Source organism: Streptomyces sp. MUSC 14 (genome assembly GCF_001866675.1).
Taxonomy (GTDB): Bacteria; Actinomycetota; Actinomycetes; order Streptomycetales; family Streptomycetaceae; genus Streptomyces.
Map to the genome: position 1 here is coordinate 16112 of NZ_MLYN01000056.1, position 12895 is coordinate 29006.

At 73.1% G+C, this 12895-nt stretch carries 9 protein-coding genes and 1 pseudogene; 7 read left to right on the forward strand and 3 right to left on the reverse strand.

Annotation, left to right across the window (positions count from 1 at the left end; all coding sequences use genetic code 11):
* Positions 1-103: 103 nt before the first annotated feature.
* Entirely contained in the window at positions 104-559 is a 456-nt protein-coding gene (locus BIV25_RS33160; protein WP_071376192.1) for an RpiB/LacA/LacB family sugar-phosphate isomerase, read from the forward strand.
* Between the two features lie 70 nt (positions 560-629).
* Here the strand turns inward: BIV25_RS33160 and BIV25_RS33165 are convergent, their stop codons facing one another.
* Positions 630-995 (reverse strand): DUF6479 family protein, encoded by a 366-nt coding sequence (locus tag BIV25_RS33165; RefSeq protein WP_071376193.1) that lies wholly within the window; start codon positions 993-995, stop codon positions 630-632.
* Between the two features lie 185 nt (positions 996-1180).
* On the opposite strand from BIV25_RS33165, the gene BIV25_RS33170 reads away from it, so the two are divergent.
* The 5 genes from BIV25_RS33170 to BIV25_RS33195 all read left to right on the forward strand — a co-directional run bounded on the left by BIV25_RS33170 (position 1181) and on the right by BIV25_RS33195 (position 9777).
* The gene (locus BIV25_RS33170; protein ID WP_071376194.1) at positions 1181-2359 is read left to right on the forward strand and encodes an acyl-CoA dehydrogenase family protein; all 1179 of its coding nucleotides are present in this window, start codon (positions 1181-1183) and stop codon (positions 2357-2359) included.
* A gap of 572 nt (positions 2360-2931) precedes the next feature.
* Complete coding sequence (locus BIV25_RS33180; RefSeq protein ID WP_071376196.1) at positions 2932-4908, forward strand: serine/threonine-protein kinase; 1977 nt, start codon at positions 2932-2934, stop codon at positions 4906-4908.
* 540 nt (positions 4909-5448) lie between these two features.
* Positions 5449-7017 (forward strand): NAD(P)/FAD-dependent oxidoreductase, encoded by a 1569-nt coding sequence (locus BIV25_RS33185; protein ID WP_071376197.1) that lies wholly within the window; start codon positions 5449-5451, stop codon positions 7015-7017.
* A 79-nt stretch (positions 7018-7096) separates the two neighbouring features.
* Entirely contained in the window at positions 7097-8206 is a 1110-nt protein-coding gene (locus BIV25_RS33190) for a nitronate monooxygenase family protein (protein WP_071376198.1), read from the forward strand.
* Positions 8203-9777, forward strand: a complete 1575-nt coding sequence (locus BIV25_RS33195) for an acyl-CoA synthetase (protein WP_071376199.1) — start codon at positions 8203-8205, stop codon at positions 9775-9777. Before BIV25_RS33190 ends, BIV25_RS33195 begins: the two co-directional genes overlap by 4 nt.
* Positions 9778-9845: 68 nt before the next feature.
* Here the strand turns inward: BIV25_RS33195 and BIV25_RS33200 are convergent.
* Positions 9846-10361 (reverse strand): annotated as a pseudogene (locus BIV25_RS33200) (penicillin acylase family protein); the annotation flags it as partial.
* A gap of 104 nt (positions 10362-10465) precedes the next feature.
* Between BIV25_RS33200 and BIV25_RS33205 the strand changes: the two are divergent.
* Positions 10466-11962 carry an acyl-CoA synthetase gene (locus BIV25_RS33205; RefSeq protein WP_071376201.1) on the forward strand — a complete coding sequence of 499 codons (1497 nt, stop codon included), beginning with the start codon at positions 10466-10468 and terminating at the stop codon, positions 11960-11962.
* Here the strand turns inward: BIV25_RS33205 and BIV25_RS33210 are convergent.
* Positions 11928-12878 (reverse strand): TIGR03620 family F420-dependent LLM class oxidoreductase, encoded by a 951-nt coding sequence (locus BIV25_RS33210; protein WP_071376202.1) that lies wholly within the window; start codon positions 12876-12878, stop codon positions 11928-11930. The genes BIV25_RS33205 and BIV25_RS33210 overlap by 35 nt on opposite strands.
* Positions 12879-12895 lie beyond the last annotated feature (17 nt).

A 12895-nucleotide genomic window follows, 5' to 3' on the forward strand; every position in this document is an offset into this window, starting at 1 on the left:
GCGGTACGCCGCCCCCGCCGGGCGGTACGCCGCCCCCGCCGGGCGGTACGCCGCCCCCGTCGGGCCGCACGGCACTCCCGGCGGAGCCGCTACGCTCGCCGGTATGCGGATCTCCGTCTCCTCCGACATGGACGAACCCGTCGCCCGGCTCCTCCTCGCCGAGCTGGCACGACGCGGCCACGAGGTGCGGGCGCACGGCGCGCTGTGCCGTGGGGCCGATCCGCAGTGGGCGGTCTGCTCGGAGGCGGCTGCCCGGGACGTGGCCGAGGGCGCGGCCGACCAGGCGGTGGTGTGCTGCTGGACAGGCACGGGCGCGTCGATCGCGGCCAACAAGGTGCCCGGCGTCCGCGCGGCCCTGTGCACGGACGCCGTGACCGCGGACGGCGCCCGTCGCTGGAACGACGCCAACGTGCTCGCGCTCAGCCTGCGTCTGACCTCCGCACCGGTGCTGAACGAGATCCTCGACGCCTGGTTCGCAGCCGAGCCCAGCCAGGACGCCGAGGACCGGCAGAACATGGCCCGCGTCGACCGCCTGGACACCGCCCGGAAGGACTCCTAGGGGCGTACGACGGACCGGCGCGGGCCGGGGCTGATGTGCGCTCTGGTCGACAGGGTCGTCGGGATCGGGGTCAGTGGGCGCCGAGTCCGCCGCCGCCGAACGAGCCGCTGGACCCCCGGCTCCAGCGCGGACGTTCCTTCGACGCGCTCGGCCTGGTGTCCTGGTTGCTCAGCTCGTACGGGGTGAGCGGGCGGCCGCCCTTGGGGATCACGGGAACCTCCTGGGATTCCCTGTTCTCCCGGACTTCCCGCACCGGCCCCTCCGGCGGCAGCGTGGGCTGCTCCTCGGGGCGGGGGCGGGGGGACTCGCGGTACTTGACTCGGGAGTTCATCCAGAATCCGCCGGCGAGCAGCGCGAGGACACCCACGGCCACGACGAACAGGACGAGGCTCATGAGGCCGCTCGCTGCGGCCAGCTGCGTCGATGCGGTACTCATAGGACAGGAATACCCCGCTCAAACCCGGGCGAACCGGACACTGTGCGTGACCGGTGGTGGACGCACGGCGACTCCGCCCCGTCGGGCCGCCGCCGGAATTCGACCTGGGCGTGTCATTCCCTATTTCTGGAACACGTTCTACGGTGTGCGCCGTCAGGACCGCCCTTGGGGAGCCTGGAGGCGCCGTGCACCTCGACCACACACCCGAGCAGCAGCGGCTGCGCACCGAGCTGCGCGCCTACTTCGCGCAGCTGGTTCCGGACAACGCCTACGCCCGGTACGCCGACCCGGCCGCGCAGAAGCGGTTCTACCGCGACACCATCCGCCGGCTCGGCACCGACGGCTGGCTCGGCGTGGGCTGGCCGAAGGAGTACGGCGGGCGCGGCATGACGGCGATGGAGCAGTTCATCTTCTTCGACGAGGCCGCGCAGGCCGGCGTACCGCTGCCGCTCATGGCGCTGAACACCGTCGGACCCACGCTGATGCGCTTCGGCACCGAGGAGCAGAAGGCGTACTTCCTGCCGCGCATCCTCTCCGGCCAGATCGACTTCGCGATCGGCTACAGCGAGCCCGACGCCGGCACCGACCTGGCGGCCCTGAAGACCAGGGCCGTGCGCGACGGCGACCAGTACGTCGTCGACGGGCAGAAGATCTGGACGACGAACGGCGACACCGCGGACTGGGTGTGGCTCGCCACCCGCACCGATCCCGCCGCCCCGCCGCACAAGGGCATCACCATGCTGCTGGTGCCGACCTCCGACCCCGGCTACTCGTGCACCGTCATCAACACCCTCGCCTCGCACGACACGACCGCCAGCTACTACGAGAACATCCGCGTCCCGGTCTCACGCCGCGTCGGTGAGGAGAACCAGGGCTGGCGGCTGATCACCAACCAGCTCAACCACGAGCGCGTCACCCTCGCCGCCCACGGCACGATGGCCATCCGCGCCCTGTTCGACGTCCAGCGCTGGGCCCGGGAGACCAAGCTCGCCGACGGCCGCCGGGTCGCCGACCTGGGCTGGGTGCGTCGGCTGCTGGCCCGCACCCACACCCGGCTCGACGCGATGAAGCTCATGAACTGGCAGATGGTCACGGCCGTCCAGGAGGGCACGCTCACCCCGCAGGACGCGTCCGCCGTCAAGGTCTACGGTTCCGAGGCCCGCCGGGACGCCTACGCCTGGCTCATGGAGATCGTCGCGGCGGCCGGACCCCTCAAGGAGGGCTCGGCGGGCGCCGTCCTGCACGGCGAACTGGAGCGGGGCTACCGCTCGGCGGTCATCTTCACCTTCGGCGGCGGCAACAACGAGATCCAGCGCGAGATCATCTCCTGGATCGGTCTGGGGATGCCGAGGGTACGGCGTTAGCCCGCGGGCACAGGGGATCCGGCTTTCCCCCCGCCGACGCCCCCGCCGACCGCGACGTCGCCGAACACCGCGTCAGCGCACGCCTGGTGGGCCTCGGCCCCGAGACGGTGCCGGGGAGCCGCACGGAACCGGCCGCGGGACCCGAGGCGCGGGCGGGGGGCGAGTTCCTCCTCCGCCCGCCGACGCATCCCCTCCTCATGCCGGCGCGCGAGGTGCTGTGGCGGCGCCTGGCCCGCCTGGCGTACGCCGCTCTGCCTCTGTACGCCCATGAGCTGTACGGCAGACCGGCCCCCGAGCCTGCGGTCGTGACCCGTCGGCTGCGGGCCACGGGCAGGCTGTTGCGCGGCGTTCCCGCACGTCTGCGCAGGCAGTTGCCGCCCAAACACGTGCTGCGCGCGATGGCGGGGCTCGGCCCGGACGCGCGTCCGGCACCGTACAAACGTGGACGACAGACCGCCATACTGGACGAGCAGGGGGGTGTGGCGCGGATCGGGTCGGCGCGATGCGGCCGGATGCGGTCCGGGCCGGGTCTCCGGGGGCGGAGGCGGAGGGCGACGGGGCGGCGGATCGCTATGGGGGAGAACAGGCTCGTTCAGGGCCGGTACCGGCTGCTCGAACTGCTCGGGCGGGGCGGGATGGGCGAGGTGTGGCGGGCCCGCGACGAGTCCCTGGGCCGACAGGTCGCGGTGAAGTGCCTCAAACCGCTGGGGCCTTACCACGACCCGGCCCTCTCCGGCGTGCTGCGGGAGCGGTTCCGCCGTGAGGCCCGGGTGGCCGCCGCGCTCTCGCACCGCGGGGTGACCGTCGTCCACGACTTCGGCGAGTGCGACGGCATGCCGTACCTGGTGATGGAGTTGCTGGACGGCCGCGACCTGAGCCGCATGCTGGAGGAGAACAAGGGGCATCCGCTGCCTGTGGACGACGTGGCGGACATCGCCGACCAGATCGCCGCCGCCCTCGCCTACACCCATCAACGCGGCATCGTGCACCGGGACCTGAAGCCCGCGAACATCGTGCGGCTGGCCGACGGCACCGTGAAGATCTGTGACTTCGGCATCGCCCGCCTCGGCCAGGACATCGGCTTCACGGCCCGGCTGACCGGCACCGGCGTCGCCCTGGGCACCCCGCACTACATGTCCCCGGAACAGATCGGCGGCGGCGAGGTGGACCGGCGCAGCGACCTGTACTCGCTGGGCTGCGTGCTCTACGAAATCGCCACCGGGGCGCCGCCGTTCGACCTGGCGGACGCCTGGGCGGTCCTCATCGGCCACCGGGACACCCCGCCGCGGCCACTGCGCGAACTGCGCCCCGAACTGCCCGCCCACCTGGAGGGGATCATCCTCGACCTGCTCGCCAAGCGGCCGGAGGAACGGCCGTACGACGCGGGGGAGTTGGTCCGCCGGATCAGGGCAGGGCACGCACCGGCCCGGGTCGGCGGCGCGCGGGAGGCGGCCCGAAGGAGTGCGGGGCCGCCGTGTCCGGCGGGCGGCAGCCGTCACGTGGACGCAACCGGCCCCGACCTCCCCGACGGTCCCGCGGTCGACCGGCGGTCCATCACGGCCCTGCCCGCGGAGCGCCTCGTCCGCGGTGGCCGTTTCACCGAGGCGCTGGCGGCCTACACGGACATCGCCGAGGCGAGAGCGCGCGTCCTCGGCGCCGGTCACCCCGACTCGCTCGCCGCCCGCCAGGAGACCGCCTACGTGCTCGGTCGGCTGGGCCGCCACTTCGAGGCCCATCAGGTGTACGCCGCGGTGCTGGCCGCCCGGGTGCGGGCCATGGGCCCCGACCACCCGGACACGCTGCGTTGCGGGCACAATCTCGCCTGCACCCTCGGTCGGCTCGGCCGCCTGGACGATGCGCTGCGCGCGGCCCTCGACGTGGCCGCGGCACGGGCGCGTGTGCTCGGTGCGGACCATCCGGACACCCTCGTCTCACGCTGCGAAGTCGCCTATGTCCAGGGGCAGTTGGGGCGCTGGAGTGAGGCTCTCGGGCTGTACCGGGAGGTCGCCGCGGCACGGGCGCGGGTGCTCGGTCCGGACCACGCCGACACCCTTGCCGCCCGCTACGAGACCGCGCTCAGCCTCGGCCGGCTGGGCCGCAGCGCGGACGCCCTGCGGCTGTACCGCGACCTGATCGAGGACCGCACCCGCGTCCTGGGGCCGGACCACCCCGACACCCTGCGCGCCCGGCACGGCCTCGGGGTCAACCTCGGCCGCATCGGCCGCTGGGAGGAGGCTCTGGCCGAGGCCCGTGACGTGTGCCTGCTGCGCGAGCAGGCCCTCGGGCCCGCCCACCCGGACGCGCTCGTCAGCCGCCGGGAGGTCGCGGTCGCCCTGGGCTGGCTGGGCCGGTGGGGCGAGGCGCTCGCCGAGTACCACCGGGTCGCCGCCGCCCGCGAGCGCGTCCTCGGCCCCGACCACCCCGACACCCTCGCCAGCCGCAACGACGAGGCCCACTGCCTGGAGCGACTCGGCCGGGGCACCGAGGCCGGTGAGCTGTACCGCCGTGTCGCAGTGGTCCGCCAACGCCCGACGCCCGGCGGCGCCTGATCGTCGACGCCACTCGGCCTCCGGCCGCGCCGGCTCCTGGCGTTCGTTCAAGCTCCAGTGGTGTCTGGTCTCGCGCGCTCCTGGTATCCGGTGGCGCCGGGGCTCTGGGGGGCTGTTCTCCGGGAGCGCTTGGTCTCCGGCGGTGTCTGTTCTCCGGGAACACGCGGCCTCTGGTGGCACTTGCTCGTCGGCGGTGCCTGCTCTTCGGGGCGCCCGCTGTCCGGAAGGGCTCTGCGTCTGCCGCGCCCGGTCTCCCGCGGTGGCCTCTGGCGACGCCAGGCCTCCGGTGGCGCCCGGTTCCCGGCCGTACCCACCCCGGCCGCGCATGGTCTCCTGCCATGCCTGCCCCCGGTCGTACCTCTCCTGGCCATGCTCGCTTCCCAGGGCGCCCGGCCTCCTGCCGTGCCCGCCGCCCGCGGTGCCTGGGCTTGGACGACGCCCGGCCCCCACACCGCGCCCCCGCCAAGCCGCACCACCGGTGCCCGCCCCCGCCGGAGCGTGCCTCTGGTCGTCGTGGATCACGGCGTGTTACGAAGGACCATGCCTGCCACCGAGGGAACTCGCACCTACGACGCCGTCATCGTCGGCGGTGGACACAACGGCCTGGTCGCCGCCGCCTACCTGGCCCGGGCGGGCCGCACCGTCCTGGTGCTGGAGCGGCTCGGCCACACCGGCGGCGCCGCCGTGTCCACCCGCGCCTTCACCGGCGTCGACGCCCGGCTGTCGCGCTACTCCTACCTGGTCAGCCTGCTGCCGCAGAAGATCGTGCGCGATCTCGGCCTCGACTTCCGGGTCCGCTCCCGCACCATCTCCTCGTACACCCCTGTCGAGCGCGACGGACGGCCGACCGGACTCCTCGTCGGCGGCGGCGAGGAGCGCACCCGGGCGGCCTTCGCCCGGCTGACCGGCGGCGCGCGCGAGTACGCGGCCTGGCAGCGCTTCTACGGCATGACCGCCCGCGTCGCCGAGCGTGTCTTTCCGACCCTCACCGAGCCCCTGCCCACCCGGGACGAGCTGCGCCGCCGCGTCGACGACGAGACCGCCTGGCGCACCCTGTTCGAGGAGCCGATCGGCGTTGCCGTCGAGGAGGACTTCGCCGACGACCTGGTGCGGGGCGTGGTCCTCACCGACGCCCTCATCGGCACCTTCGCCGACGCCCACGACCCGTCCCTCGTGCAGAACCGCTGTTTCCTCTACCACGTCATCGGCGGCGGCACCGGCGCCTGGGACGTGCCGGTCGGCGGCATGGGTGCCCTCACGGACGCACTGGCCGCCGCGGCCCGCTCGGCGGGCGCCGAACTGCGCACCGGGCACGAGGCGGTGCGCATCGCCACCGACGGCGAGCGCGCCGAGGTCACCTACCGCACCGCCGACGGCGAGGGCGTCGCCGCCGCCCGGCACGTCCTCGTGAACGCCTCCCCGCAGGAACTGGCCACGCTCACGGGGGACTTGGCACCCGAATCCGCCGAGGGTGCCCAGCTCAAGGTCAACATGCTGCTCACCCGGCTGCCGAAGCTGCGCGACCCGGACACCGACCCGCGCGAGGCCTTCGCCGGCACCTTCCATGTCGCCGAGGGCTACCGGCAGCTCGCCACCGCCCACGACCAGGCCGCCGCCGGTGAACTCCCCGCCGCGCCGCCCTCGGAGATCTACTGCCACTCGCTGACGGACCCCTCGATCCTCGGCCCCGGACTCGCCGAGCGCGGCTACCAGACGCTCACCCTGTTCGGCCTGCACACGCCCGCCCGGCTCTTCGACCGGGACAACGACGCCGTACGCGAGGAACTGCTGAAGTCCACCCTTGCCCAGCTCGACGCCCACCTCGCCGAGCCGCTGGCCGACTGTCTGGCCATCGACGCCGACGGCCGTCCCTGCATCGAGGCGAAGACCCCGCTCGACCTGGAACGGGACCTCGGGCTGCCCGGCGGCAACATCTTCCACCGCGCCCTGTCCTGGCCCTACGCCCAGGAGGGCACGGGCCGTTGGGGTGTGGAGACGGGGCACGCGAACGTCCTGCTGTGCGGCGCGGGCGCGGTGCGCGGGGGAGGGGTGAGCGGGGTGCCGGGGCACAACGCGGCCATGGCGGTGCTGGAGGCCACTGCTCCATAACGGCCCGGCAGTCACAGGAATCTGACGGAACGTCAGAAAGGGTCTTCCCTCGGCACGTCGGCTGCGGCATCCTGCGCCCATGCAGACCGAGCTGAGCAAGAGACTGGGAGTCGAGCACGCCGTCTTCGGCTTCACGCCGTTCCCTGCCGTCGCCGCGGCCATCAGCCGGGCCGGCGGCTTCGGCGTGCTCGGTGCGGTTCGCTACACCGCTCCCGACGACCTCAGGCGCGACCTCGACTGGATCGAGGCACACGTCGGCGACCGGCCGTACGGGCTGGACGTGGTGATGCCCGCGAAGAAGGTGGAGGGCGTCTCCGAGACGGACGTCGAGGCGATGATCCCCGAGGGGCACCGGCAGTTCGTACGGGACACCCTCGCGGGGCACGGGGTGCCCGAGCTGGCCGAGGGCGAGGCCTCCGGGTGGCGCATCACCGGCTGGATGGAGCAGGTCGCCCGCACCCAGCTCGACGTCGCCTTCGACTATCCGGTCAAGCTGCTCGCCAACGCCCTCGGCTCCCCGCCCGCCGACGTCGTCGCCCGCGCCCACGACCGGGACGTCCTGGTCGCCGCGCTCGCCGGCAGCGCCCGGCACGCCCGCAAGCACCAGGAGGCGGGCATCGACGTCGTCGTCGCCCAGGGATACGAGGCCGGCGGCCACACCGGCGACATCGCCACCATGGTGCTCACCCCCGAGATCGTGGACGCCGTCGACCCGCTGCCCGTCCTGGCCGCCGGCGGTATCGGCAGCGGACAGCAGGTGGCGGCCGCCCTCGCGCTCGGCGCCCAGGGCGTGTGGCTGGGCTCCGTCTGGCTGACCACCACGGAAGCCGATCTGCACGCGCCCGCGCTGACCCGCAAACTGCTCGCCGCCGGGTCCGGCGACACCGTCCGCTCCCGTGCCCTGACGGGCAAGCCCGCGCGCCAGCTGCGCACCGAGTGGACCGACGCCTGGGACGACCCGGCCGGCCCCGGCACTCTGCCCATGCCGCTCCAGGGGCTGCTGGTGGCCGAGGCGGTCTCCCGGATCCAGAAGTACGAGGTCGAACCGCTGCTCGGCACGCCCGTCGGCCAGATCGTCGGCCGGATGAACAGCGAACGCAGCGTCCAGGCCGTCTTCGACGACCTCACCCGCGGCTTCGAGCGGGCCGTGGACCGTATCAACCGCATCGCCGGAAGGAGCGCTCGGTGACCAGTGCACCCCCCGCGGGAACCAGCACACCCCCCGCCGGATTCTGGGCCCAGGCCACGCACGACCCCGACCGCACGGCGCTGATCGCCCCGGATGGTGAGGAGTGGACCGCCGGACGTCTGCACGCCGCGGCCAACAAGCTCGTCCACGGGCTGCGCGCGGCCGGGCTGGAGCGCGGCGACGCCTTCGCCGTCGTCCTGCCCAACGGTGTCGAGTTCTTCGCCGCCCACCTGGCCGCCACCCAGGCCGGCCTCTATCTGGTCCCGGTCAACCACCACCTCGTCGGCCCCGAGATCGCCTGGATCGTCGCCGACTCCGGGGCGAAGGTGCTCATCGCCCACGAGCGGTTCGCCGACGCGGCACGGGCCGCCGCCGACGAGGCGGGTCTGCCGCCGGCCCACCGGTACGCGGTCGGCGCGATCGAGGGCTTCCGGCCGTACGCCGGTCTCCTGGACGGACAGCCGGAGTCGGCGCCCGCCGACCGTGAGCTCGGCTGGGTCATGAACTACACCTCCGGTACGACGGGACGCCCCCGGGGCATCCGCCGCCCGCTGTCAGGAAAGGCACCCGAGGAGGCCTACCTGGGCGGATTCCTCGGCATCTTCGGTATCCGGCCGTTCGACGACAACGTCCATCTCGTCTGCTCGCCGCTGTACCACACGGCCGTGCTCCAGTTCGCGGGCGCGTCTCTGCACATCGGCCACCGGCTGGTCCTGATGGACAAGTGGACGCCGGAAGAGATGCTCCGCGTCATCGACGCCCACCGGTGCACGCACACCCACATGGTCCCGACCCAGTTCCACCGGTTGCTGGCCCTCCCCGACGCGGTGCGGGCCCGTTACGACGTCTCGTCCATGCGGCACGCCATCCACGGCGCCGCCCCCTGCCCCGACCACGTCAAGCGGGCCATGATCGACTGGTGGGGGCACTGCGTGGAGGAGTACTACGCCGCCAGCGAGGGCGGGGGTGCCTTCGCCACCGCCGAGGACTGGCTGAAGAAGCCCGGCACGGTCGGCAAGGCCTGGCCGATCAGTGAACTCGCGGTCTTCGACGACGACGGCAGGCGGCTGCCGCCCGGCCAACTCGGCACCGTCTACATGAAGATGAGCACCGGCGGCTTCGCGTACCACAAGGACGAGGCCAAGACCCGCAAGAACCGCATCGGTGACTTCTTCACGGTGGGCGACCTGGGTGTCCTCGACGAGGACGGCTACCTCTTCCTGCGCGACCGCAAGATCGACATGATCATCTCCGGCGGGGTCAACATCTACCCGGCCGAGATCGAGTCCGTGCTCCTCGCCCACCCGGCCGTCGCCGACGCCGCCGCCTTCGGCATCCCGCACGACGACTGGGGCGAGGCGGTCAAGGCCGTGGTCGAACCGGCTCCGGGCCACGAGCCCGGCCCGGCGCTCACCGCCGCCCTCCTCGACCACTGCGCCGAGCGGCTGGCCGGCTACAAGCGGCCCAAGAGCGTCGACTTCATCGCCGAGATGCCCCGCGACCCCAACGGCAAGCTCTACAAGCGGCGGCTGCGGGACCCGTACTGGGAGGGCCGTACCCGCCCGGTGTGACAGCGGTGCGGTCCCGCCCGGAGACGTTCCCGGGGCGGGACCGCACGGTCGGTGTTCGCTCACGCGGACCACCCGGAGCGCGGGCACGCGGGATCGGAGATCCGGTTCTGCCGCAGCCAGGCGTCGTAACCGGAGGCGAAGCCCCGCATCAGGTCCCGCACGTCCCCGCTCGGACCCAGCGGCGCCGGTGCCGCCGTCAACTTCCTTACGGTGCCTGCCTGTTGTGCTCCCCGGAAGCTCAGGTCACCGGACAGTTTGCGGGCGGCCGACGACAGCGACTGGTCGGTCGCCGCATTCGGTCCGAAGAAGCGCGAGCGTTCGCCGCGCACGGTCACGAAGCCGTCGGCCAGTGTGCACACCTGGTCGGCGGCCTGCGCCCAGCCGGTGCCGAAGCCGAGGTCCGCGCAGTTCCCGGCGACGATGTGCGCAATGCCGTACTCGGTGTAGCGGATGACGGCGGACAGTCCGCCGTGTGCGGGATGTTCCTGGTGGCCCGGCCGCGCGGCCGCGGCGGCCGGCAGTGCGGACGAGGCGGTGAACAGGGCGACGGCGACGACGGCCAGCCGTCTCAGGTGGCTGCGCAATGGTGCTTACCAACATCATTGAGGGAAGGAGCTGTTGAGCCCACCGGGGGTGTGACCCTCTCGGTGCTTGACCTGCCCCGGTGACGGACCGAGGATCATGAGTCATGACGCAGGGACACGGCAGCACGGTTGACGGGGTGCTGCGGCGCAGCGCCCGGCGCACGCCGGCGCGCCTCGCGCTGGAGTACGGCGAGCGACGGTGGACGTACGAGGAACTGGACGACGCCGTCTCCCGTGCGGCCTCGGTACTGCGCGCGCAGGGACTCGCGCCCGGCGACCGGGTCGCCGCCTACGGCCACAACTCCGACGCCTGTCTGATCGCCTTCCTCGCCTGCGCCCGGGCCGGGCTGGTCCATGTGCCGGTCAACCAGAACCTCACGGGCGACGACCTGGCGTATCTCCTCACCCAGTCCGGCAGCACCCTCGTGCTCGTCGACCCGGACCTGGCGGGCCGACTCCCGGAGGGCGTACGGCAGTTGCCGCTCCGGGACGCCGGGGACTCGCTCCTGGCACGCCAGGCGAAGGCGGCGCCGTACGACGGCCCCGGGCCCCGCACCGAGGACCTGGTGCAGCTGCTCTACACCTCCGGCACGACGGCTCTGCCCAAGGGCGCGATGATGACCCACCGGGCGCTCGTGCACGAGTACCTGAGCGCCATCGCGGCCCTCGACCTGAGCGCGGGCGACCGCCCGGTGCACGCGCTTCCCCTCTACCACTCGGCGCAGATGCACGTGTTCCTGCTGCCGTACCTGGCGGTCGGCGCGACCAACGTCGTCCTGGACGCGCCCGACGGGGACCGCCTGTTCGACCTGATCGAAGCGGGCCGGGCGGACAGCCTGTTCGCGCCGCCCACGGTGTGGATCGCGCTCGCGGGCCGGCCCGACTTCGCCACCCGCGACCTCGACGGCCTGCGCAAGGCCTACTACGGTGCCTCGATCATGCCCGTCCCGGTGCTGGAGCGCCTGCGCGCACGCCTGCCGGGGCTGGCCTTCTACAACTGCTTCGGGCAGAGCGAGATCGGCCCTCTGGCCATGGTGCTCGCCCCCGACGAGCACGAGGGCCGCCTGGACTCCTGCGGCCGCACCGTGCTCTTCGTGGAGGCTCGGGTGGTGGACGACCGGGGCGCGGACGTGCCCGACGGCACCCCCGGCGAGATCGTCTACCGCTCGCCGCAGTTGTGCGAGGGCTACTGGGACAAACCCGACGAGACCGCCGCGGCCTTCCGTGGCGGCTGGTTCCACTCCGGCGACCTCGCGGTCCGCGACGCCGACGGCTACTTCACGATCGTGGACCGGGTGAAGGACGTCATCAACTCCGGTGGTGTCCTGGTCGCTTCACGCCAGGTCGAGGACGCTCTCTACACCCACGAGGCCGTCGCCGAGACCGCGGTGATCGGCCTCCCGGACGACCGCTGGATCGAGGCCGTCACCGCCGTCGTCGTGCCGCGCGGCGAGGTGACGGAGGAGCAGCTCATCACCCATGTGAAGGAGAAGCTCACCGCCTTCAAGGCCCCCAAGCGCATCGTGTTCGTGTCAGAACTGCCCCGCAACGCCAGCGGCAAGATCCTCAAGCGCGAACTGCGGGACCGCTTCGGCCGCTGACGGTGTGTGCCCGGGGCGGCGTCGGCAGCAGCGCCTCGGCCAGCAGCCGCCAGTGGGGCAGGGCCGACTCGCCCGGCTCGACGCCGATCACCTGGACGGCGACGTGGTCGGCGCCCGCCGTCACATGTCCGTGGAGCTTGCGGATGATAGCGTCCGGCTCGCCCCAGAACACCAGGTCGTCCACGAAGCGGTCGCTGCCGCCGGCGCCGAGGTCGTCGTCGGTGTAGCCGAGGCGGCGGAACTTGGCGATGTTGTACGGGGTTTCGAGGTAGCCGCGCAGGTGCGCGCGGGCGGCGGCGCGGGCTCGGGCCGGGTCGCTCTCGAAGAGGACGGCGTGCTCGACGGCGAGGAAGGCGTCCGGCCCGAGGATCTCCCGCGCCTGCGCCGTGTGCGCCACGTTCACGTGATACGTCTGGGCCCCGTCGGCGCGGTCACGGGCCAGCTCCAGCATCTTCGGGCCGTATGCGGCCAGGAGGCGCCGCAGTGGGGTGGCGGGGCGCGGGTTGGGGAGCGCGGGCGGGTCCGCGGCGGCCGGCTCGTCGAGCTGGTCCAGGTATGCGGCCATGGCCGCGAGCGGCTTCACCCCGGGCCGGGGCTCGCCGCCGAAGCCCAGGCCGAGCACGTGCCGGCCCGGGTAGGCGTCGGCGAGCAGCAGCGCGGCGCCGTACGTCGAGCGGGCGCGGCGGGGCCAGATCTGGGCGATGCCGTTGACCACGCTCAGCCGCCGGCTGGACGCCAGCAGAAAGCCGGCGTGGGTGAGGGCCTCGCGGCCGAGCAGTTCGGGCACCCACAGCGCCGGCCAGCCCAGGCCCTCCAGCTCCTGGACCGCGTCCCGGATCCCGGCGGCCGGCTGATGCTCGAAGTCGAAGGTGTAGATCCCGAACGTGCCGAGATCCAAGCCGTGCTGGCCCGTCATGTGTCCTGCTCCCCGTG

Excerpts from the sequence above, each read along its gene's own strand:
- BIV25_RS33160 (WP_071376192.1), top strand. The coding sequence starts at position 104 with ATGCGGATCTCCGTCTCCTCCGACATGGACGAACCCGTCGCCCGGCTC.
- BIV25_RS33165 (WP_071376193.1), bottom strand. The coding sequence starts at position 995 with ATGAGTACCGCATCGACGCAGCTGGCCGCAGCGAGCGGCCTCATGAGC.
- BIV25_RS33180 (WP_071376196.1), top strand. The coding sequence starts at position 2,932 with ATGGGGGAGAACAGGCTCGTTCAGGGCCGGTACCGGCTGCTCGAACTG.
- BIV25_RS33185 (WP_071376197.1), top strand. The coding sequence starts at position 5,449 with ATGCCTGCCACCGAGGGAACTCGCACCTACGACGCCGTCATCGTCGGC.
- BIV25_RS33190 (WP_071376198.1), top strand. The coding sequence starts at position 7,097 with ATGCAGACCGAGCTGAGCAAGAGACTGGGAGTCGAGCACGCCGTCTTC.
- BIV25_RS33205 (WP_071376201.1), top strand. The coding sequence starts at position 10,466 with ATGACGCAGGGACACGGCAGCACGGTTGACGGGGTGCTGCGGCGCAGC.
- BIV25_RS33210 (WP_071376202.1), bottom strand. The coding sequence starts at position 12,878 with ATGACGGGCCAGCACGGCTTGGATCTCGGCACGTTCGGGATCTACACC.